Below are 22,726 nucleotides of genomic sequence, written 5' to 3'. Positions count from 1 at the left end.
GGACAGTGGAGTTGGGTAATTTGATAGAAAATACAGAGCTGTCCTTTGTTGCGCGGCTGGAAAACCTCATTTCCGAACTTCGCGCTTTCGCCGTCAGCCTCTGCCGCGACAGGTCGATCGCCGATGACCTTGTTCAGGATACCTGCCTGAAGGCCTGGGCATCGCGGCACATGTTCGATGAGACCCAGTCCATGCGACCATGGCTGTTCCGTATCCTGCGCAACGAATTCTACATGCAGAAGCGCCGCGACTGGCGGTCCGTGAACCTTGAACCTGATGTGATCGCTGCAGCGCTGGTCGCTGAGGCACAGCAAGAAACGGCCAAGGATTTCGCCCGTATGGAGGGCATCATCAGCGAATTGCCGGACGGCCAGCGCGACGCGCTGATCCTTATCCTTGCCGCCGGCATGACATATGAGGAAGCGGGCGAAGTGTGCGGCTGTTCTGCCGGGACCATCAAGAGCCGGGTCAGCCGGGCGCGCGACACCGTCCGCCAGCGCTTTGTATCTTGCGAAAGCTCTTCCTATCTTCGCGCAAAGCCCGAACCGCTGGGGCTGCCGGTGCTTCTCAACCGCCTTGACGAACTGGCCGTCCAAGGCCGCCATGCGGCGTGACGAGCCGGGATAATCCCCCGCGCCGGATGCCGGAATGGAGCCTGTCAGACCGCCGAAACGATCCCCGTCAATTAGAGCCTGCCGACCAGCCAGAAGCCGATCGCGCCGCCCGTTTCCGGCGGCAAGCCGACGCTCAGGACTATCTTCATTCGCGCTGGCTGATGCGGGAACTCGCGATGCGGCGCCTGCCGGACGATGGTGTGATTGAGCTGGAAAGTTTCGATGACGCCCGTCCGGGGCTCAAGGGCCACCCTGAAATGGGTATCAGCTGGTCGCGGTCTGGCCCGCTGGCGTGCGCAGCGCTGTTTCCGAATGGTATGGTCGGGATCGATATCGAACAGATCGCAGACCGCGACACAGCCGCCATCCTCGGGATGGTCGCCCTGCCGCAGGAAGCTGAACTCATCAATGCAATTGATGAAAACGTGGCCCACCTCTGGGCTTTCTACCGGCTCTGGACCGCCAAGGAAGCGATCCTGAAATGCAGGGGAGAAGGCCTTCGAGGCGGGGCAAAGAGCGTTGAAATACCAGCAGAATATCTAATTGGCGACGCGGATAATCTGGTTGTTCACGAGCGCGTGGGAGACCTCTGCCTGATGCGGCTGGACGCGGGCCTTGAGGCCTGCTGCTCCATTGCCTTCAGCGTGCAAAAACAGATTTGAACATCCAGCCGGCCAAAGACTTCCCGCTGGTGTGACGCTCATCCTGCATATCGAACACCATGAGAGTGACGCTGCCGAAAGGGGCCGCGTCGATGCCTTCCTTGCGGATTTCAAATCCCATCGAGCCGTAGAATTCGCGCATGGTCGGTTCGGCGAGGATGGCGATATAGCGGTGCCTGTTGCGGGAAACATATTCCAGCACGGCCCGCATGACCGGGCCCAGCGTCTTCGACCCCCGCCGCTCCGGCGCCGTCACTAGTTTGGAAACGATGACGCAGGTCTCTCCCGAAGAAAGAAAGCTCGGCAGGTCGAAAACCCGAAACTTTTCAGAAGTTTCATCGGCGGAAACCGGGATGACCTGCGCGCTCGAGACAAGGTCAGCCCCGTCAAAAAGCGCGAAAGTTTCCCCAAGCCTGTCGGAGTCGTCGCGCAGCAGGCGGGCCTCATGGTCGGCGCCTGCCATGGCGAATTGTTTCTCGGCGCAATAGACGCGGTAGCGCAGATGCTGGACGAGTGGCAGCGTTGCGTCTGTGACGGGGATGATCTCGAAATTATCCATGGGGATCATCTCCAACCGACCAGGCCCTTGCGGTCTTGTCGAAGCGTAGATCGTAACGGCTGCGGGTATTCGGGCCGATCACAAATGGCGGATCGAGCGTCAGCTTCTGGGGATGGACCTGCCATTTGCGGGCGAAGAATTCCTTCACCGCGACGCCCTTGATGAGATCTGCGCCAGTCAAGCCTTCAAGACCCCAGGCGGCGGCAACCGTACCGGGGAGCCAGTCGCAGGCCATGACATCTGCGGGTGAAACAAGCGATCTTCCGCTTTGCTCCCAGCTTAGTGGGGCAACCACGTCATCGCTCCTGCCAGTCAGAAAAGCTTTTCGTGCCATAGGGTTAAGCGCGCCGAGTTTGCCTTTGGGATAGGCTTTCTCAACCAGATCGAGCCGGGCCCAGAGGCTTCCATCTTCGAGATAGGCTTCGATGAGGACAGGCAGGTCTTCTGAGCCTTCAAGCCGGGTTTGGGGCCTGCCTCTCACGGTGAGTTTTCCGCTTTCGGGGAGGTCTTGCAGAACGGTCAGGCGCTCTAAGCGGACGGGGTAGATGGCGGTGTTTTCCGCGCCTTTGAACCAGTCTTCAGGGGTTTCATGCGGCGGACCATGCACCAGCCCGTCCAGTATGACGGGGTCGAACGGGTCCCCCGGATTTATCGCAGCGGCGAGATCGAGAATAGCCTCGAACCCCTTTGCGTCCCAGCGCATCGAGAGGACGGGCTGCATGGCCGCGCCGTGGAAAAGATCACCTGACGCGTAAGGATCGCCGCGCTTCTTTCCATGCTTTTCTTGTTCAAGTTTTGGCTTCGGCCCGCGAACCGGTTTGCTGATCTTTCCTTGGGAAATTTCATACCATGGCGCATCGCCCGACAGGGCGTCGCGACCGCGAAGGCGGGCCTCCCCGTCTGGGGTGACCTTGATTTCAACGCTCAAGCCACCGCCTGTAAGGCTGCCCCAGCGTTTTGGGGAAAAAGCAGTTAATTCAATCGGATAACCTTCAAATCCAGCCTCTGCGGCCTGGCGCATGGCCATTCCGGCTTGGGCGAGAAGAGGGAGTGCAGGGAGGGTGTGGGTCGGTTTGTGAGAGTCCAGCCAGCCTGCATTTTTGGCCGAAAACACGGTGTCCCGACGGTGTCTGGACGGTGTCTGGGCGGTGCAAATTTTGACGCTCAGATCCCGCATCTCATAAATCTTCAATCCATCGACCCAGAGGACCCCGCGCCCGGTGATGATGGTCGCGTCGTCTCGCTCCTCGACGCCAAGAATTTCCACCATCGGGGTCGCCTGTTTCGCGGTCGGCATGACCTGTCCGCGATAGGTCCAGTTGACCTCATGGGTTTCAGCAATCGGTTCCCAGACCGGATGTTCGAACCGGTCGGCGTGACCATTAAGGTCTGCGGCCCGGGCAAGAAGCTGGACCAGCATGTCGAGACCGAGGGAGCCTGGCTGGACCGGGTCGGAGAAGAAGTGCGCCTTGAAGTACCAGGCATAGGGATCGACGGCTTGCCGGGCGCGGATGAGGCCAAGGCCCGCCGCGCCGCCTTCCGGTTCGAACCGGTCGATGACATCGAAGAGGGCCAAGCGATTGTGTGAAGCCTTGAGACGCGTATCTGCTTCGCTCGGCGGGTCTGCTGGCGCGTTCACAAAATCGCGGTCGGCATCGGTTGGTTTGAGGCCGGCCTGCGCAGCGAGCGAGGCTTTGGTGAAGAAGCCGAAGCTCGTTTCCAGCGAGATGATGGGCGTACCATCGGCAAGTGTGGCTTCAAGCGCGAAGAAGACGATCGTCATTGGGCCGATACGCGAACAGCGGGTGAGCGTCGTGGTGGTGCGGACCATGCCGTCTTCAGGTCTCACCTGGCGATGGAGCGTGCCTTTTCCATCGAGATTTCGGAAGCGCGTCTCACCGGACAGTGCGAAGCCTGAGTAGGAGGCAAGCCAGCCACACGGCTGGAGGATAACTTCGCTCAGAACCGAGAAGGGCATCGTACCCGTGCCGCCATCTTCGAAATACCAGGCGTCTTCTGGAATATCGTATTCGGCGACCGCTTCGAGACCAGCGCCCTGCTGGCCCGCTGGTTCAGAGACGGAAATAACTCGGCTGACCATGTGATAGGGCGGCTGGGGCAAGCGGGGGACAGCGCCCTTGGTGTCGAAGGGCGCATACATGCTGCCAAAGGCGTTGCTCGGCGCGCCGGACCCGCATTCGATAAGGGCGGCCTCATCGCCGCGCACATCGCAGCCTGGGTTTACATAATGCGGGGTGGCCCCGAGCTTGTCTGGCTTTGGCCATTGGCGGCGGAGGCGCACGCCAAAGCGCGGACAATAGAAGACCTTGCGGCCATCGGAGCGGGCCAAGAGGCTGGCGAAGACCATCGGTTCTTCGCTATCGACTATTTCGTCGACAAAGACTTCATAGGTAACCTCATGGTCGGCGTCCGGGGTGACCTGTCCCCGGCAATAGAAGGTTGCTGGCGCGCCAGGTGCCGGTTCGAAGACATGGCTATCGCGCTCAATGGTCAGGCCTAGCCCGGCGGCGGTTAACTCCAGCGCCTGCACCGCTGCTTCAGCCATGAGCGTGCCCGGCATGCAGGGGTCTTCATGGAAGTGGCCGTCATAGAACCATGCGTCTTTCGAGACGTGGTGGCGCGCCTTCAGATAGCCGCGTCTCCATGGCCCGCCTTCAGGGTCAAACTGCAGGACCTCATCAAAGAGGGCGAGCTTTCCGTCTGGTATGCGAGCGGGGCGGGTATGAGGCGCGGCGCGCTCAAACCCTTCGCCGAAACAGCGATAAGTGTCGCCTGCGCGGAAGGCGGCGACGTCGGCGGCGGTGAAGCTTCGCTTGGTTGATGAAGACGTCTTGTCGAGGCGCGGCTCTGCTGTCGGCGCGCCTTCAGCGGCGTCCCAAAGAACGCCCTTGGAATTGGCAAGTTCTTCATCGGTGAAGAAGCCCGCCTGACCGTTGCGGACCGAGAGAAGCAGGCGCTCATCAGCGTAGCAGTCATATTCAAAGAAGAACATGCGCACGCCAGAGAGCTCAGCATGGCCCTTGATGGAAATCTGGAAGCGCAGGGTTTCACTCACACGCGGCAATCCGCCTTCATGGAAGGTGAGCTCACAGCCGAGCAGGCGATAAACGCGATCCGAACAATTCAGCATGTCCGCGCCCATCCATGAGATGAGCGCGAGATCGGCTTGCCCCGCTTCGATCAGTGGACCCGGGCGTAGCATCCCGTCGCTGACTGCCCAGAGGTCCGCCGTCACATCTGTTTCTGTCCAGATGGTGCCCTTGCCCTGAACGAGGGCTTCGGCATCCATACCGGTTATCCGGTCACAGAGCAGCATGGGCGCGCGCGGCATGCGCACCTGCCGGCGGTATTTATCCTGTGCGGCGAAGGCCTTGCCGAAAATGTCCGAGATATTGCCGACGGCGGCTTGCTCGATCTGTGCACGCGTAAAGGACGGGCCTGTGGGCGCTTTCCGTTCCAGCGGCGAGATGGATTTGTGGGCTTGAGCAGGCGCAGGTGACATACGTCTGGCCGGAGCTGCATTTGGCGCTGGCGAGGGCGTCTGGCCTACTGCGGTTCGCTTGCGTTCCAGCACAGCCGTCCCGACAGTTTTCACCACGGGCGGCACCCAGCTTGCGCCAGGTGGCAGGGGAAGCGAGCGCGCGAGGGCGGGTTTCGCAGAGGGAAGTGGCCCGGGATTGAAGGATGGCCGCTTCGGTGGGGTAAGGCGGCGACGCGCCGTCTGCCTTGATTGCGATGGAAGCTGAGGCGTGCGTGGTGGCGCGGCATGGGCGTCGAAGGTGACGGCGCTCTTGTCCTTGATGCGGAGAGGCAGGGTGTTCGCGCTGGCCTCGTCCAGCTGTGATTTCAGCCAGTCCAGATTCAGTGCGTGACCGCCAGCAAAAAGCCGCGCCGCCAGCATCGCGATACTGTCGAGGGCGGGCTTGCCGAAACGGTCTGCCGGCAGCGCCGTGACCGACGGCCCAAGCGCTTCTTCGATTGCGCCGGTGAGCGTGTCGCGCGGGCCGATCTCGATGAAGGTCCGCACGCCGTCGGCATACGCTGCGTGGAGTGTCGCTGGGAAGTCGATCGGCGCGATCGCCTGTCCGGTGAGCATGTTGGCGGCGCTGTCGGCGGAGACCTCATAAGCGCCGTTGATGGCGTTGGCGTAAAAGCGCACGACCTTGGGCGCTTTGGTCTTGCGAAAGTGGAGCTGATGCCAGGTCTTCTCATAAGGCAGCATGGCTGGGGTGTGGACGGTGAGGTCGTGCGGGACGCGGATGGCCGCTGCGCCAAGCCGCTTGATGACGCGCTGGCAGGCGGTCGCCTCGCCTGAGATGACGACATCGCTGGCGCTATAGATGATGGTGATGTCGCATCGCGGTTCGGGCTTGATGGCATCGCGGACGGCGGCCTTGCTGGTGCGCAGGCGCCATGTTGCCCACTCGATCGGGGCTTTCTCTCCCCATGCCTTGCGAGCGGTGTCGAAGCTGCCGGCCAGATAGCGGTCATACATGCCGCTTTCGCCAATCGTACCCATCAGGCCATCGGCATCGACCCATGCGCCGAAGGCGATCAGCGAGTTGGTTTCGCCGGATGAAAGCCCCATGGCGACGGTTGGTTGGAGGCCAAGCATCTGCGTCAGGAGGAGGTGCTGGGCCTGCGACACAAGCGTTGTCGCGCGAAGCTGGCTGAAGGCGCTTTCGAGGCCCGTGGCGAGCGTATCGGCGACCGACTGAGCGGTCGGGAAACGCTGGGTAACGAGCTTGCCGAGAGATGGGAAAGCCGAAAAGAGATCGCGGCCCATGCCGGGATAGGCGGCCGCCGCCCCGGTAAAGACAAAGGCGAGGTCACCTTCTGGCGCGCCCTCGCCAAAAATGATGCCGTCGCTACTCTCAAGCGACCCCGCGCGAAGGCGTGAGGCTGCTTCAAGGCGGAGCGCCGTCATCTCTTCAGGTCGTGTGCCTAGCAAGGCGACGCGAAGATTGCCGTCGCTCGACTGGCGCTGCGCCTCGAGGCAGGTGATGAGCGCGTCCCGGCAATCGGCGCCATAAGTCTCCAGGCGCGGCGGCGGACGCAGCAGGTCGGGTGTTGGCTGAGGCCGGGTCTTCAGTGTGACCGCGGCACCTGCGACCGCCGGCCGGTGGGATGTATTGCCCAGACGTGGCACGAGACCGGTTTCGCCAAGCTCCAGCCCGCGGGTGGCAGCTTCGGCCTGGAGGCCAAGTTCGACGAGGCCGCCTGCGGCATGGGCATGGCCATAGATACGGGAAATCATGGCATTGGGGCGTGTACCTTCCTCTATGCGGAGGGCGCGGATTTCGGTCGCAGACGGCGCGTCGGCGCTGCGCTGGAGGATGAGCGCGGCGGCGGCGTCACCCGCATGTTCGCTGCCGGTGGCGGCGTGCACGATATCGGCGGAGAGATCAGCGGCGGCGACGATGGCGGCGTCAATTTCGCCAGCGTGGAGCGCGCGGATGGCAAGCTCTGCGGCGCGCAGGCCGGATGCTTCCTCTTCCATCACCGCAAAGCCAAGCGCGCGCCAGTCGCCGCGAACATTCAACCGGTTTGCAGAGACGTTCGGCATGGCGCCGAGCACGTCGCCTGCCTTTAACGGGACGGCGATGGCGTTGCGGGCTTCCTCCGCCTCCGGTGAGTTTGGTGCGAGACCGAGGCGCTGCGCAATCCGTGCACGGAGCATCCAGCGGGTCGCTTCGGGCGAGCAGGAAAAGCCTGTGTAGACGCCGACCCGCGCACCGTCGGCAAGCGAGGTGCGGGCGAGCGCCTCATCGACCGCGTCCCAGAGCGCAACCTGCTGGCCTTGCGCGGACGAAAGATCAGATGGTGGCGCGCGTAGCGCTTTCGGGTCGGCATGGGTCTCGCGCATCGGGCCGCGCGCAACCATGTGCGGGCGCATCAGGCGCTGGAGCACTCGGGCGACACCGCGGTCTGGTCCAAGCGAAAGTCCAGTTGCAGTGACGGCGATGTGCGGCGGCTTGCGATTTGGCGTGGCGGTTTTGCGGCGGGCGCGCTGGCCGTCATCGGCAGCGAGGATGAGGTGGGCATTATTGCCGCCAAAACCGAAGTTCGAGAGGGCGGCGACGCGGGGACGGTCGTCCGGCCACTTGCCCTGCCGGGCGGTTGTCAGACCGCTGCCGTCGAAGCCGGAAATGGCTTCGCCTTCAAGCCGTGTCGGCGGAATGACGCCCTCATTCACCGCGAAGGTCAGCTTGATGAGGCTCGCCATGCCGGCGGCGGTAATGAGGTGACCGAGATTGCCTTTGAGCGAGCCAATGGGGAGGTTTTCCAAACCATCAAAGTGCGCGGCGGTGGCGGCAAGCTCGACAGCGTCGCCGGTTCGCGTGCCGGTTGCGTGGGCTTCGAGGAGACCGATGTCGCGGGCGGGGTCGAGGCCGGACCCGGCCCAGGCCGCAGCCATGGCTTCGCGCTGGCCGTCGCCGTCCGGGGCGAGGAGGGACTTGCGGCGGCCATCATTGGAGAGGCCGATGCCGCGAATGACGCCGAAGACGCGGTCTGCAAGATCGCAGTCGCTGAGGCGTTTCAGGACAATGGCGGCGGCGCCTTCTGCAGGGACAAGCCCGTCTGCGCCATCCACGAAGGGGCGAGAACGGCCGGTCGGCGAGAGCGCGTTGAGCGCAGAAAACCCTTGATGCAGGATAAGATTGTCAGCGCCGTTGACGGCCGCTGCAATGACGACATCGAGGCTATGGTCCCGCAGGCGGTCGCAGGCGAGCTTGATGGCATAGAGCGAGGAGGCGCAGGCCGCATCCACGGCGAAGGCTGGGCCAGCGGCGCCAAGGGCGCGGGCGAGAAGCTGCGCGGGGCCGCCTGTATTGAAACGGTTCTGGGGGTGGATGTCGGAGGTGCCGTCCAGCCAGATGTCTGCGGCAAAATCAGAGAGAGCGCGGCTCGGATAGCCAAGATTGCCAGCGATGACGCCGATACGAGATTTGCGGGCCTTGGGCTGCCCAGCTTCGCGCCAGGCTTCGCGGCCTGCATGGAGCAGCCACTGGAAGACCGGGTCGAGGTCTACGGCGTCGGTGTCGCCGAGGTCATGGGCGGCGGCGTCGAAGACCTTGTCGAAGCCGGTGACGAAGGCGCCCTTGTAGCCGAGGGCCTGCTGCTCGGCTTCGGTGACGCCCCATTTGCCGGGCGGGGCGTCGGTGATGAGGGTCTTTTCCTCGAGCACGGCCTGCCAGAGCTCAGCCGGGGAGAGCGCGCCCGGAAGGACGCAGCCGCGGCCGATAATGGCGATAGGTTCGAACGTCGGCTTAGCCATGGGCGATCTCCGCGCCTGCAACGATTTCGACCGGGCAGGCGGGGCCTGCGAGCACGGCGTCGGCGAAGGCATTGGCGCCAGCAGGTTTTGAGATGAGGGCGACGCCAAGCTCGGCGAATTTTGCGCGGAGGCCATCATCCACCATGCCGCCATCCCATGGGCCCCAGTTTATCGAGGTGACGGCAGCATCTGGATTGGTCGATTTCAGCCACCAGGCCATGCGGTTCAGGATCTCGTTCGCCATGGCGTAGTCGGCCTGACCCGCATTGCCATAGCGGGCGGCGACGGATGAGAAGAAGGCGATGGTCTTCAGCTTGGAGGTGTCGAGCTGTGTCAGCAGGGCATCTAGGCCACCGATCTTGGGGCCGAAGACGCGGGCAATCTGCTCTGGCGTCTTCTCGCGGATGAGCTTGTCGGCGAGGACGCCTGCGCCGTGGACGAGGCCTGTGATCTCGCCGAGGTCGGCGCGGATATCGGCAAGGGCCTGGGTGAGCGCGGCGGGGGCTGAGACGTCTGCAGGGATGTAGCGCGCTTCGCCGCCTGCCTGACCGATTGCGGCGAGAGTTTCGCGGATTTCAGCGCCTGAGAGCAGCGCGCGGGCGCGGGTGTTGAGGGCGGCGGGGGTGATCTTTTCGCCTGCGGCCTTGGCTGCTTTGGCGAGGGCGCCGCGCAGGGTCTTCTCGTCGGTCGTTGTCGGCAAATCGTCTGGCCATGGCGTCACGGGGGAGCGCCCAAGAAGCGCAAAGCGCGCACCTGTGCGGCGGGCGAGCTCTATGACGCAATCTGCGGTCACGCCGCGTGCGCCGCCGGTGACGAGGACCACATCCTGTGGCCCAAGGCGGCCGGGCTGGTTGCGGGGCAGGGTGAAGTTTGTGTCCTGCGGCACATAGCGGCCTGCCGGGCTGAGGCCTGTCGTCGGCGCTGTGCCGCCGGTGAGGAGTTCTTCGACGAGGTGGCTGGCGGCGAGCGACGTGCCGAAGCCAGCCATGTCGATATCGATGAGCCGGACGGTGGCGACCGTAAACTCGCGCGCGGCGGTGCGGGCTAGGCCGGAAAGGCCGCCGCGCCAGGCGCGGTGATCCTGCGGCTGAAAAAGCCCGCCTGTGTCCTGCAACAGAATGACGGCGCCGCCCTGGGTTTCGAACTGTGGGGCAGTGCTTTTCAGCGCCGCGACGGCGTCGGCGTGCAGCGTCTCACGCGGACTGGAAAGGCCGTGGGCGAGGATTAAGGCGCTGGCGGTCCCGCTTGGTTCGGTGACCGCGCGGACCTTAAAGCCTGATGCGCCAAGCGCAGCGATGAAAGGCTCAGCGGCGGCGAGGTCTGGCGTGACCCATTCGATCAGCGATGCTTCGCGCAGGCCCGGCGTGACCCGTCCGATGGCAGGCTGGCTGACATAGGCCACGGCTTTCAAGGCCAGCGGCGAAGGCCTGGAAACGGGTCCAGCATCGCGCGAAGCGGGGCGAGCAGCGTCAGGTGACGCCGGCGCGCCCCTTACCCAAAAAAATCAGCGATCTTCCGGATCGAGCGCAGCTCCGCGATCTGTTCCGGTTCGACCTCTGGCAGGTTCGGCATCTGCTCGCGCAGGGCGGAGAGGATCTCGACCTGTTTGATGGAGTCGACGCCAAGCTCGCCCTCAAGGTCCATGTCGTCTTCGAGCATTTCCGGTGGGTAGCCCGTCTTGTCGGCGATAAGGTTGCGGACAAGCTCTTTCATGTCGACGCCAGCGGCTGCCGAAGGAGCTGCAGGTGCCGGAGCTGGGGCGGCGGCAATGTGGTGGCCGTTGCCGTTGGCATGACCGTTTCCATTTGCGTGCGCTGCCGGGGTAGGGGCTGGTTTCGGTGCGGGCGCGCTGCCAGCCGATGGGCTGAGGAATGCGGCGATCTTTGCAATGGTGCGCAGCTCAGCGATCTGTTCAGGCTCGATCTCTGGCAGGGATGGCATCTTCTCACGCAGGGCTGAGAGGATCTCGACCTGTTTGATGGAGTCGACGCCAAGCTCCCCCTCAAGGTCCATATCGGGCTCGAGCATGTCGGCTGGGTAGCCGGTCTTCTCGGCGACGAGGCTGGTGACGAGGGCGGTGAAGTCCTGGGGAGGTGCGGCCGCCGGCGCCGGAGCGGGAGTAGGTGTCGGTTGAGGCGCTGGTGTTGGGGCTGGCGCGGCTGCGGCCGGGGCTGGCGCTGGTGGCGGTGTCACTGGTGTCGGCGCAGGGACTGGCTGTTGAGTGGGTGCGGCCGCAACGGGCGCTGGAGCCGGTTGCGGTGCGGGCTGGACCTGCGGCTGAGGCGCTGGAGTAGCTAATGAGCCTGCCGATGCGAGCATGGCCTGCGTGGTCTGCATGTATTGGGCGTGCGCCGTCTGCAGCGCCTGCATGTAGGCGGTGTGGGCCTCTGTCATCTGGGCGTGGATCTGCGCGGTGGTGGAGGCGTGGGCGGTCTGGCGGGGCTCAGTCATGGGCGAAGGTCCTGGCTGGGAAATCTGGGAAGAAGAGGTTGAGGTTTGGGCGCGCGGCGGCGTCGGATCTGGCGGGGCGGCAGGTACAGGTTTGCTGACAGCCGCGGGGATAGACGCCTCCGCTTTCGGCTGAGGCAGCGCCGCAGCGCCGCCCTTTGGCGGGTAGGGCTTGTTATAGTTTGCGCCGGTGAGGTCGATGGCATGCTTGGAGCGTGGCTTGCGTGCCTCTGGGGCTGGCATGTTGGCGAAGAGGGCTTCGAAATCGATCTCATGACCGAGGACGGCGAGTTTGCCGAGCCCTGCGAGGAAAGCGGCGAGGCCGTTGCCCTTCTTGTCATCGAGCGCAACGGCATCGGCCTTGCCTGGCAGGATCTGTCCGACAAGGGCGGTGAGGACGGTTCCGGGGCCCGCCTCTACAAAGGTCGTGACGCCGGCATCATGCATCGCCTCAATGATTTCGCGGAAGCGGACGGGGCTTTCGATCTGTCCCGCCAGCAGGTCACGCTGCTTGTCATAAGCGAGCGGGTAGCGCTTGGCCGACGCGTTCGCGAAGACCGGAAAGTCGCCCTTGGCGAAATCGGTTTTGCCGAGCGCCTTGCGGAAAGGTGCGACAGCGCCAGCCACGATAGGCGAATGGAACGCCGATGCGACCGGCAGACGGCGGGCCTTGATCCCAGCAGCCTCAATCGCCTTTCGGGCGGCTTCGATGGCATCGACCGGACCGGAAAGCACCGTCTGAGTTGGCGCATTGTCATTAGCTATGACTACGTCCGGATGATTTTTCAGGATCGGCGCGAGCTGCTCGCTTGAAGCCTGCGTCGCCAGCATGGCGCCTTCATTGTCGGCGGCGGCCTGGCTCATCAGTCTCGCACGTTTGCAGGCTGTGCTTAGCGCATCCTTGTCTGACAGGACGCCTGACGCATTAAGCGCCATGATCTCACCGAAGCTGTGACCGGCGGCCATGTCGGCATTGAGGCCAGCCTTTTCCAGAACGGCGAGGACAGCCATCGTCGCGGCGGCGAGCGCAGGTTGTGCGTTTTCCATCGCGGTCAGCGTCTCGGCCTGCGCCTTTGCCTGCTCTTCGTTGAAAGCTGATGGCGGGAAGGCGAGCCTGTGGAGGCCAAGCTTGCCAGCCTTTTTGTGGCTTGCGGCATAATCCCAAGCGGCGCGCGCCTCAGGGAAGGCGAGGGCGAGGTCGCGGCCCATGCCGACATACTGGCTGCCTTGTCCCGGCATCAGGAAGGCGAGCTTGCCGGGTTTGGAGGCGGTCAGGCTGACGCTGCTGCCCTTCGGCAGCGGCGCGGTTTCGGCGTTGCCTGCGCGGATAAGGGCGGCGAGCTTTACGGCCTTTGCATTAAAGTCGTCATTGCTGCTGGCGGTGATGGCTGCGCGGCAGAGATCGCCAGCTTCAAAACCTGCATGGCTTTCGCTTGCGGCGATGGCGAGGTCTTCTTCCTGCACCAGTTTGCGGGCCGTCGCTTCGATCGCCGTGGCGAGCGCCTCTGGAGAGCTGGCAGAAACCATGACGAGTTCCGCTGGCAGGATGCGTTCCGGCAGAGCCGCCTGAGGACCGGTGTATTCTTCCAGCGTGACGTGGAAGTTCGAACCCCCAAAGCCGAACGAACTGACCGACGCCCGCCGTTTATGGGACTTGTCCCTGATCCATGGGCGAAGTCCGCGGTTCACATAGAAGGGGGAGCCTGCAAGTGCCGGGGCGGGCTGGTCGACTTTGATGGTTGGCGGCAGGGCTTTTCTGGACAGCGACATTGTCGCCTTGATCAGGCTGGCTGATCCGGCGGCGGCCTTGGTGTGGCCGATCTGGGACTTTACCGATCCGATGGCACACCAGGGCGTATCGACAATCTCACCTTCCTCGCAGAAGACCTGTTTCAGCCCTGCAATTTCAGCTGCGTCGCCAGCTTTGGTACCTGTGCCATGTGCTTCGACCAGTTCGACCGAGCGCGGATCATAACCGGCCTGTTCATAGGCGCGGTGAAGCGCGCGCGCCTGCCCATCAGGTAGCGGCGCATAGATGGCGGTGGCGCGCCCGTCAGAGCCTGCGCCAATGCCTTTGATGACGGCATGGATGCGATTGCCGTCCCGCTCTGCATCGGCAAGACGCCGGAGCGCGAGGATGCCGATACCCTCGCCGAGCATCGTCCCATCGGCCTTGTCGGAGAATGGCCGGCAGTCTTCTGTCGGGGAGAGGGCCGGTGTCTTCGAGAAACACATATACATGAGGATGTCGTTGAGGGCGTCGACACCGCCGGTCAGGACAAGGTCGCTGTCGCCCGCGCGCAGCTCATGTATCGCGCCGTGCAGAGCCGAGAGAGACGAGGCGCAGGCTGCGTCCGTCACATAGTTCGATCCGCCAAGATCCATCCGGTTGGCGATACGCCCGGCAACCACATTGCCGAGAAGGCCGGGGAAGGTGCTTTCCTTCCATTCGGAGAAGTTTTCCGAGATGCGGTCGGCGATCGCCTGGACGTCTGTCTCGGGAAGGCCGGCGTCCCGCAGGCCCTTTATCCAGGCAGGACGCTGCAGACGGCCAGACATATGGCCGACGAGTTCTGTCGCTGACGCGACGCCGAGAATGCAGGAGGTGCGCTTGCGGTCAATCGTGCCATTCGTGGCTTTCTCAGCCTCATCGAGCGCGGCCTGTGCCACCATGAGCGCGAGGAGCTGGGCGCTGTCTGTGGCGTCTATCTGGTTGGGCGGAATACCGAAGGAAAGCGGGTCGAAGCCCTGAGGCGAGAGGAAGCCGCCGCGCTGGCCATAGGTCTTGTCCCGTGCCTTCGGGTCTGCGTCGTAATAATCCTCGATCAGCCAGTGTGTCGGCGGGACCGGGCCCAGCGTATCGACGCCTTCGGCAATATCGCGCCAGAAGCCCGCCGCGTCGCCGCGGCCGGGAAACATCGCGCCATATCCGACGATGGCTATATCTGCTGGTCCCGACGTTCCGTCTGCCATGTTGTTCTCAGCCCCTCAGCCAGAGATTTACTCGAATAGCCCCGCCCGATAGTCGAAAGCTGATTGTGGAATGTTTTCCCCGCGCGCCCGGCGCGCCTGAAGCCCCGTCAGATGCGCGGCCCCGTCCATGAGGTTCAGCGCAATCTGTTTGACGCTCCGGTTTTCGAGCGCTTCGAGCGGGCTTCCCTTGACCCACTCATTGAAGGCGCCCATCGCCGGGCCGCACCAGATCTGAAAGTCGCGCAGGCGGCTTTCCTCGCCCTCACGGGCCCATTGGGCCCCGAAGAAAAGATACCTGCGAAAGACAAGGGCGAGCTGGTGGCGAAGGTCTGCTTCTGCCTTTTCAAGCTCTTTTGGATTGGTGCCAGCCATATAGGCTCGGGTCTTTTCCCAGGCGGACGCGTAGGGCTCACCGAGGGCGGTCTCTATGAAAGCCTGCTCCTGCGGAGTGCAATCTGTAAAGCCGGCGCGTGACTTGTAGATCTCGCGCATACGGCGCCCGCGCATGGCAAAGAGGGTGCCGCGTTTCAGAACCTGAACCTCGACCCCTTGCTCGAACATGTCGGCGGCCGGGGCCATGGCGATATCGGCGGGGCCTGCTTCTGCGAGGAGCTTGCGGCCAGCGAGCGAGAGGCCGGACTCGACCGCGGCCTGATTGACCGAGCCAGTGATGATGTAGGCGGCACCCATCTGGAACGCCGAAGCGGCCGCCCAGGGCGTGCCAATGCCGCCGCCAAGGCCGATGCGGATCTCGTCGGCATTGAGACTGTGGGTTTCGCAGACTTCCCGGCGGGCCTGAACAAGCGAGGAGAAAAGCGGCCCGGCAGCGCGGTTGTCGGTATGTCCGCCGCTATCGGCTTCGGCGGTTATGTCAAGGGCGACAGGAACGCTGGCGGCAATCTCTGCCTGCTCTGGCGTGATATCACCACGTGCCACCAGCTGTTTCAGGATGGCATCGGGGGCGGGTGCCATGAACTGGCGGGCGACCTCTGCGCGGGAGACCTTGGCGAAAACGTGCGTGGTGCGTGTGATGCTGCCATCGGCGGCGCGCGAGAGGCCAGCGGCGCTGTAGCGTACGATTTCCGGCGAGAGCTGCATGAATGCGGAGGCTGACACGCGGGCGACGCCGCGCGACAGGAAGAGATCAACGACCGCGCGCTCATAGCCGGGCTGCTGCGGTGTATGGATGAGATTGGCGCCCCAGGCGGGCGCGTCCTTGCCAAGCGCGGCTTCGATCTCATCGAGACCGGCGGCGATTGTTTCAGGTTTGAGACCCGCGCTGCCATAAAAGCCGACAAGACCTGCCTGAACGGCGGCGATGACCATGCGCGGGCTCGCGATACCGCGCGCCATCTCGCCGACGATATAGGCAAAGCGGCTGCCATGAATTTTCGTGAAAGCGTGGTCGCCGAGCCAGTCTGGATAGACAGTGGTAGCTGACGGGGCGGAGGACGGGTTCAAAGCTGGGGTGCGCGTCTCAACCTTCATGGCTGGGCCGGTGTGGGTATTGGTATCCCAGTGATGAATCCTCATCCGCCTGCAATTCCCCTTCAGGTTGCGATTAGAGCTCTGTTCGAGACTTTATGCAATGATCCAGCCATCCTATTTCGCATGTGCAGCATACATTGCCATGACGTCAGGCACAAATGTATTGAAACGCCGCAAACCGTTGTAAATGCAACAGAGTAGGCCGGTCCTTCGACCTATATGTAAGCAGGGATCGCGCGGCGCGTCTCAGCCCCAGGCGCCGAAGGCATGGCTGGTGGCGATGGACAGTCGCGAGATCAGCACGCCGCAGTGCCGGAGCGGCATGATCAGTTCTTCATGCAATCTGTCATAGCCAGCCGCCCCCGAGTGTCCCGTTTCGAAACCCGGTTCTTCAATCTGTGAGAAAACGTCAACGTCGCCCTGGGACGGCGGGTAGATCGTCTCGAGCAGATCGGCGGCTTCTTCGATGCGCATGGCGAGGACAAGCGCGATGATGTCGTCGCGGCTGGTGTCGTGCCGGGCTGACACACCGCGAAGACGCCCCGTGAGGCTGAGGGCATACATCATCAGCGCCTGCCGAATGGCATGGAGCGCATGGAAATTCAGCCGGTCCTCATGGCGCCTCTCAACGCTGGGGGCATCATCGAGAGAGGCAAGCAGGGTGTCGAACTCGACAAGGTCCACGCTGAGCCGGTTGGCGATGCGCTGCAGGCTGGTCGAGGTATGCTGGTCGCTGAGGACGTCTGCGACACGGCGGAGCGGGGCCGTCTCACCAATCTCGCCATGGCGCGAAACCGCCAGCCAGACATGCGGGTCGAAGACGCTGGCATAGCCGCGCAGCACAGGCAGGCTGGTCAGCATGCGCGCCTTTGTGGCCAGCATGATGAGGGCATGCAGGCGCGGCGAGGCATTGATGATGGCGCGCATGCGGTCTGTCTCGCGCGGCATGGCAGAGCCGATCCCGCAGGCAGAATTGAGCGGCACGCCCAGCTGCTGGAGCATCGCATTATGAGAGATGGCGCGGATGGCTGACGGGCCGGTTGGGCCGCCTGCGCGTTTCACTGGGCGCGAGCCCGCCTTGACCAAAAAGCCAGCGGTAAAGCCGCCGAGCAGGGCGCCATAGTCCTCGTCGACGAACAGCGCCTCATGCCATGCCCGAAGGGCTCGGTAGGCGTCCCAGACAAAGTCGGTCTGGGTGTAGAAGGCGTCGTCTTCTGTCGAGCCCGGCTCAGATAGGATGTGTTCGCAGAAAGCCGCGTAGGTTGCGCGCGACAGCTCTGGCGTCGCGAAGTGAAGAAAGCCATCGCCGCCCTGAAAGCTTACCTCGTGGATCGGCTGGATGTCTCGGGCGAGCAGCTCATTGCGGGTCCATGGCGTCAGAAGGTGGTCGTGGCGCTGCTCAAAAGTACCGGGATAGGCGCCGCGCCCGATCGACTCGCCATGTGTGTTGAAAACCAGCAGGCCTGTGCCGGGCAGGACGTCGCCGAGCGCGCGGCCGATCAGGCTGTGGATCCGTTCGATCGCCATATTGCCGGCGACCTGCCCGATGAAGCGGCCAGAATCCGAGAAGCCCAGCTGGATGGAGAGGTAGCCGCGCGCCTTGATGTAGGCGCAGAAGCTTTCTTCTTCGAGCAGGCGTTCGACAAAGCGCCCACCGGTTTCGAGGGCTTCCGGTGTTTCAAAGAGCGGTGAGATGTCGAGCGCATGATCCACGCCGTACTGGCGGGCAAGGTGAAGCGCGCCCATCACGGTTGCCGGGTTCTCGCTCTCGGCAATGAGGAATCGGATGGGGGAGCCTGCATCGATATGTTTGAGGATCTGCGCGCACATCATGAACTGGCGGCGGGCAGTCGACTGTTCGAGGAAGAGGTCGGCGAAATTGACCGGGCGCACTTCGGTGCTGCCTGCCATTTCAGAGAGCTTGCTGAGGGCAAGGCGGCCGAGCTCACTGTCTTCGGTTTCAAGGTCCAAATCGCGCTGGAGGACGGTGCGGACCTGCGCAGCGTTCACGCGAAGATGGATGCGCGCGGTGCCAAGCTGGAGCGCGTCCACCTCTGCGCGCAAGACCATCAGGGCGGCAGCCGTTTCGTCCGGGGTTTCCGGGTCTTCGATCAGCTTTGTGAGGGGATCAGTCAGCGTGGCTGCATCGGTGATCTTCGCGTCTGACGCGGCCGTCAGGAAGTTGGCCGCTTCGCTCAGCGCATCAGGGTCGGATAGGTCCTGCCCGAACTTTTCCGCAGCAGCTTCAGTATGGGCCTCCGCGGCGGCGAGTCGCTTTTCGAGGCTGGTGAGCGTTTCGAACTCTGCGAAGTTGGAGAGGCGGCCGCGATAATAGGCAAGCTGGGCGGCCTTCTCGCGAAGGCGCAGCGTGATGGATTGCGACCAGTGAATGTCGGTGCGTCCATCGAGGTCATAGCCAACCCAGCTTGCGAGCGTGGGGAGGACCGGGCGGAGGCTGCGCCAGTCGTCGAGGGACTTTCTGGCCGCGTCGACCATGATACCAGCATAGTGGCCCGCCGCGTCCTGCGCATTCGTAATCGCGTCCTGCGCTTCTTCATGTTCGTGGGTCAGAGTAATCTGGTCCGGCCAGTCCGGCTGCGGATCACTGGCGACCGTTTTTAGCGTGGCAAGTTCGATTTTCCCCGGCTTGCTTGCATAGGCGGCGAAGGCACGGCGCAGGTCCTGTGAAAGCGCAAAGGTGGGATGGGCGGTAAAGACGATGCCGCCAGCATGCCGTGTGACGGTGTGCCGGAAACGCTCCGGGTCCGACCTGGCGAGGGCCGCGAGCTTTGCGCTGACCCCAGCAAAGGCATCCTTCGGTTTGCCGATCTCGGTATGCTGCGACCGAAACTGGTCGGCGCGGTCCTTGAGAAGGTCGAAATGCAGGCCATCTACCGTTTCAGCGACGCTGGAGAGGTCGGTGCGGCCCGCCTCAAGGTCCTGGAAGAGTTGCAGCGCAAAAGAGAAAACCGAATTGGTCAGCGGATCGCGATCAATGCTTTCTGCGTGATCGCGCAGGAATTTGCGGATGCGAGCCGGGTCGAGCGGCGTCTTACGGGTCGGCATATCGGCGTTCTCCCTGAAAGCAAGATAGCGCTTCAACGCTTATCTTGTTCAGCAGGAGAGTCCGAACGATTTCGGTCAAGACTTCTGACGCCAAACAGTGCTGTCGATCAGCGGAATGCCTGACGACAGCGCACGCGCCGTTAGAGCGATGCCATGATGCCCCGGTTCGGAGCGACCTTATTGTCGAGAAAATCGCGCCAGATGGCTGCTACTTCGCCTGGGCCTTTGACGCGCTCGATCTCGATTTCCTTGGAGGCGGACCGGGCAAGGCGGGCGCTCGCTTCGCTGGCTTTTCCATAAAGTACGCCGGGGCCCCATTCCTTGTCGCGCTTGGCGATCTGTGCCGGGGCGAAGAAGAATTTCGGCTCTGCGCCGGGAAGCCCGGTGGCGCGGCCAGCGCTTTCCCAATGGGTCGCGCCGACCATGCAGCTTTCGACCATGTTCTCCTGAAGGTGATTGTGCAGGGTCACGGTGAGGTCGCGGTTGCCGGACATGTCGACATAGGCAGTCTTCACGCCCGGATCGATCTTCGCTTCCTCACCATAAAGAAGGATGTCGTCGCAGCAGCCGAGACTTTCAACGAAGGCGCGATTGCCCGGCGAAGTAAGGCCGATGACACGCTGGCCTGCGCTTTCATCTTCATGAATGAACTGGGCAAGCCCGAAGGCCGTCTTGGAAGAAACAGACCCGATGACCACCTGGCTGGCCCCGAAATAGCCGTTGTCGGTCAGATAATCGTAGAGCACGAAAGACGTGATGAAGAGCGGAAAATAGAGGCTGCGCTCATCTTCCAGTTTGCGCATGGCGTCCGGTTCTCCGGCGAGCCGGCGATACTGGTTATACACCGCGGCGAGGTCTGCGCGGTGCGGCGAGGCATCCATGAAGAAGTCATCCTTCACGCGCCCGACCGTCAGAACGGCCTCGCTCGCCATGGGGAAGAAGCCATAGAGGCGTTCGCCGACGGCGATGTCATCAGACTGAGACTCGATCACATCGCCGAAGCCCCAGACGGTGACCTTGCCCCACCCTTCCTCAGCCGGGAAAAAGCGCCAGTATCCAATCGCGTCGCCGGAGATCGCGTAGCTCACATTGTTCGAGGTGATCGCGAACTTGTCGATGGCGACGCGGACCTCTCCCGGTTTGAGCGGCGCGCGCGCCGATGTGACCGGTTTCGTCTTGCGGTAATCGCTGCGGTTTACCCAAAGCTCTCTGACGTCGCTCATGGCTGTGACCTCCCTTGTGGTTCTCTATGCGTAAGCATGACCCGCCGCGCGCCAGTTGCAAGGGACGTCGCATTTGCTGCCGCGAGGGCAATCCTTCGCAGAGCTGGAGGATTGCCTTATCAGGGGCGGCGATAAGGAATTTTGAGGAGACGACATGGCTATCAAGACACGCTTCACAGAAATGTTCGGCATTGAGCATCCGATTGTCCAAGGCGGTATGCAGTGGGTGGGCTATGCCGAGATGGCAGCCCCGGTTTCGAACGCTGGCGGTCTAGGCCTTCTGACGGCGCTGACCCAGCCGACGCCGGAAGACCTCGCCAAGGAAATCGCGCGCACCAAGGAAATGACAGACAAGCCGTTCGGCGTGAACCTCACCATCCTGCCAGCCATCAAGCCGCCGCCTTATGCTGAGTACCGTCAGGCCATCATTGAAGGCGGCATCAAGATCGTCGAGACGGCAGGCTATAAGCCGCAGGAGCACGTTGACGACTTCAAGAAGCACGGCATCAAGGTCATTCACAAATGTACCGCCGTGCGCCACGCCATGTCGGCAGAGCGTATGGGCGTTGATGCGATCTCGATCGACGGTTTCGAATGCGCCGGCCACCCGGGCGAAGACGATATTCCAGGCCTCATCCTGATCCCGGCGGCCGCCGACAAGATCAAGATCCCGATGCTGGCCTCCGGCGGCTTTGGTGATGGCCGCGGCCTTGCCGCTGCGCTGGCACTTGGCGCCGATGGCATCAATATGGGCACCCGGTTCTGCGTCACGAAAGAGGCGCCGATCCATGACAACTTCAAAAAGCAGATGGTCGAGAATACCGAGCGCGATACCAGGCTCATCTTCCGCACGCTTCACAACACGGCCCGCGTGATGAAGAACAAGGTGTCCGAGGAAGTCGTCGCCATCGAGGGCAAGGGCGGGGCCAAGTTCGAGGACGTCGTCCACCTTGTTGCCGGCACACGTGGCCGCAAGGCGATGGAAGAAGGCAATGCCGATGACGGCATCTGGTCGGCTGGCATGATCCAGGGCCTGATCAACGACATTCCGAGCGTCGAAGAGCTGATCGACCGGATCGTTGCCGACGCCGAAGAGATCATCAAGAAGCGGCTTGCCAACTGCGTCGTCAGCTAGTCGGGCAGTCGCCAGTCAAAGAAGCATCCTGTTCACTCGCTGAGCAGGATGCCTTTTTCTTTGAGGCTTGCGACGCGCGCCGCGTCTGCGCCAATCCAGTCTTTCAGCGCTTCCTCATTGTGCTCGCCGCGGCGCGGCGGCCGCATGCCCGATTTGATCCCGCTCTGGGAGCTTGAGAAGCGATAGGGCGACTGGACGGTGCGGCGGGCATTACCCTTGTCATCCTCAACATCAACCAGAATGCCATTCGGGCCGACGCTGGTCTGGGCGTAGGATTCTTCGCCGAACTTGCGCACCAGACCCCAGGCAAGGTTCATGCTGTTCAGCGCGTCTGTGAGGGCGTTGAAGGTCGGATAGGAGAGGATGTGATCCTTGATCGCTTTCTGGCGTAGCGCCACCTTGGTGTTGAGGTCAGCGCCCTCTGGTGTCGGGTCAACAAGGCCCGCCCGTTTCGAGAAGACGATCCACATCCATTTCATGTCCGAGGAGATGAGAATTTTCTTGTCCTCAGGCGCGTCCCAGACGAGGTTTTCCTTCGGCTTTGGCCAGACACTATCCAGCGCCCAGTGGGCGTAGTCGTCGGTCGCATGCACGACATTGATCATGGCGATATCGACATGCTGGCCTTCGCCGGTCTTTTCGGCGACGCGCAGGGCGGCAAGAAGGCCGACAAGGCCGTGCAGTGAGCTGTAGGAGTCGGCCAGTGAATATTGCAGGTCGGTTGCCGGTCCGCCGCTGATCTCGGCCTGCCGGGCGATGAGGCCGGTTTCGGCATGGACGACCGGCGCATAGGCCGCGCGCTTGCTCTCTGGACCTGTCTGACCAAAGCCGGAAATCGATAGCATGACCAGCTTTGGGTTGACCGCGTGGACGCTCTCCCAGTCGAGGCCGAAGCGTTTCATCACGCCGGGGCGGAAGTTCTCCACCAGCATGTCAGCTTCGCGGCAGAGGTCGAGCACCAGCTCACGCGCGCCGTCGGCCTTGAGGTCGATGCAGATGTTCCGCTTGCCGATATTCTGCTGAAGGTAGAAGCCTGCGACGCCGTTATCTGACTTGCCGAAATGGCGCGTGACATCGCCTTCCGGCGGTTCGATCTTGATGACGTCTGCGCCAAGGTCCGACAGCATGCGGGTCGCGAAAGGGCCTGCAAGAACGCGTGAAAGATCAAGGACTTTCAGCCCTTCGAGTGGAAATCCCTTTATGTCCATGATGCGCGTGGCTCCCTGCTGGTCTTTGTCTTGTTGGCGCATTTGTAGAA

Annotated in this window: 11 protein-coding genes; 3 read left to right on the top strand and 8 right to left on the bottom strand. The window is 62.9% G+C overall.

Features of this window, described 5'->3' with window-relative positions:
• Positions 1–20: 20 nt before the first annotated feature.
• Together F550_RS0107495 and F550_RS17225 are read left to right on the top strand one after the other, a co-directional pair.
• Positions 21–614 (top strand): sigma-70 family RNA polymerase sigma factor, encoded by a 594-nt coding sequence (locus F550_RS0107495; protein WP_026180636.1) that lies wholly within the window; start codon positions 21–23, stop codon positions 612–614.
• On the top strand, positions 611–1,276 hold the full coding sequence (locus F550_RS17225; RefSeq protein ID WP_156807864.1) for a 4'-phosphopantetheinyl transferase family protein: 666 nt from the start codon (positions 611–613) through the stop codon (positions 1,274–1,276). Before F550_RS0107495 ends, F550_RS17225 begins: the two co-directional genes overlap by 4 nt.
• Here F550_RS17225 and F550_RS0107485 read toward each other — a convergent pair.
• The 7 genes from F550_RS0107485 to F550_RS0107460 form a co-directional block, all read right to left on the bottom strand.
• Positions 1,254–1,835 carry an N-acyl amino acid synthase FeeM domain-containing protein gene (locus tag F550_RS0107485; protein ID WP_018147921.1) on the bottom strand — a complete coding sequence of 194 codons (582 nt, stop codon included), beginning with the start codon at positions 1,833–1,835 and terminating at the stop codon, positions 1,254–1,256. The genes F550_RS17225 and F550_RS0107485 overlap by 23 nt on opposite strands.
• Positions 1,828–9,135, bottom strand: coding sequence for a type I polyketide synthase (locus F550_RS0107480; protein WP_018147920.1), 7,308 nt, complete (start codon positions 9,133–9,135; stop codon positions 1,828–1,830). Before F550_RS0107480 ends, F550_RS0107485 begins: the two co-directional genes overlap by 8 nt.
• The gene (locus tag F550_RS17220; protein WP_040500473.1) at positions 9,128–10,537 is read right to left on the bottom strand and encodes an SDR family NAD(P)-dependent oxidoreductase; all 1,410 of its coding nucleotides are present in this window, start codon (positions 10,535–10,537) and stop codon (positions 9,128–9,130) included. Before F550_RS17220 ends, F550_RS0107480 begins: the two co-directional genes overlap by 8 nt.
• A gap of 89 nt (positions 10,538–10,626) precedes the next feature.
• Positions 10,627–14,556 (bottom strand): type I polyketide synthase, encoded by a 3,930-nt coding sequence (locus tag F550_RS17215; protein WP_051076822.1) that lies wholly within the window; start codon positions 14,554–14,556, stop codon positions 10,627–10,629.
• Between the two features lie 27 nt (positions 14,557–14,583).
• On the bottom strand, positions 14,584–16,089 hold the full coding sequence (locus F550_RS0107470) for a PfaD family polyunsaturated fatty acid/polyketide biosynthesis protein (RefSeq protein WP_018147919.1): 1,506 nt from the start codon (positions 16,087–16,089) through the stop codon (positions 14,584–14,586).
• A gap of 201 nt (positions 16,090–16,290) precedes the next feature.
• A complete protein-coding gene (locus F550_RS0107465; RefSeq protein WP_040500902.1) occupies positions 16,291–19,110 on the bottom strand; it encodes a phosphoenolpyruvate carboxylase in 2,820 nt (939 codons plus the stop codon).
• A gap of 140 nt (positions 19,111–19,250) precedes the next feature.
• On the bottom strand, positions 19,251–20,333 hold the full coding sequence (locus tag F550_RS0107460; protein ID WP_018147917.1) for a DUF2855 family protein: 1,083 nt from the start codon (positions 20,331–20,333) through the stop codon (positions 19,251–19,253).
• A gap of 154 nt (positions 20,334–20,487) precedes the next feature.
• Between F550_RS0107460 and F550_RS0107455 the strand changes: the two genes are divergently transcribed.
• Positions 20,488–21,468 (top strand): NAD(P)H-dependent flavin oxidoreductase, encoded by a 981-nt coding sequence (locus F550_RS0107455; protein WP_018147916.1) that lies wholly within the window; start codon positions 20,488–20,490, stop codon positions 21,466–21,468.
• Between the two features lie 32 nt (positions 21,469–21,500).
• On the opposite strand, the gene F550_RS0107450 is transcribed toward F550_RS0107455, so the two are convergent.
• Positions 21,501–22,718 carry a CaiB/BaiF CoA transferase family protein gene (locus F550_RS0107450; protein WP_018147915.1) on the bottom strand — a complete coding sequence of 406 codons (1,218 nt, stop codon included), beginning with the start codon at positions 22,716–22,718 and terminating at the stop codon, positions 21,501–21,503.
• Positions 22,719–22,726 lie beyond the last annotated feature (8 nt).

It is taken from the genome of Henriciella marina DSM 19595, assembly GCF_000376805.1.
In the GTDB taxonomy this organism is placed as follows: Bacteria; Pseudomonadota; Alphaproteobacteria; order Caulobacterales; family Hyphomonadaceae; genus Henriciella; species Henriciella marina.
This window is presented reverse-complemented; position numbering and strand designations above follow the sequence as displayed.

Coding starts and splice junctions, on each gene's coding strand:
- F550_RS0107460 (WP_018147917.1), bottom strand. CDS start 20,333: ATGAGCGACGTCAGAGAGCTTTGGGTAAACCGCAGCGATTACCGCAAG.
- F550_RS0107455 (WP_018147916.1), top strand. CDS start 20,488: ATGGCTATCAAGACACGCTTCACAGAAATGTTCGGCATTGAGCATCCG.
- F550_RS0107465 (WP_040500902.1), bottom strand. CDS start 19,110: ATGCCGACCCGTAAGACGCCGCTCGACCCGGCTCGCATCCGCAAATTC.
- F550_RS17215 (WP_051076822.1), bottom strand. CDS start 14,556: ATGGCAGACGGAACGTCGGGACCAGCAGATATAGCCATCGTCGGATAT.
- F550_RS0107485 (WP_018147921.1), bottom strand. CDS start 1,835: ATGGATAATTTCGAGATCATCCCCGTCACAGACGCAACGCTGCCACTC.
- F550_RS0107480 (WP_018147920.1), bottom strand. CDS start 9,135: ATGGCTAAGCCGACGTTCGAACCTATCGCCATTATCGGCCGCGGCTGC.
- F550_RS0107470 (WP_018147919.1), bottom strand. CDS start 16,089: ATGAGGATTCATCACTGGGATACCAATACCCACACCGGCCCAGCCATG.
- F550_RS0107450 (WP_018147915.1), bottom strand. CDS start 22,718: ATGCGCCAACAAGACAAAGACCAGCAGGGAGCCACGCGCATCATGGAC.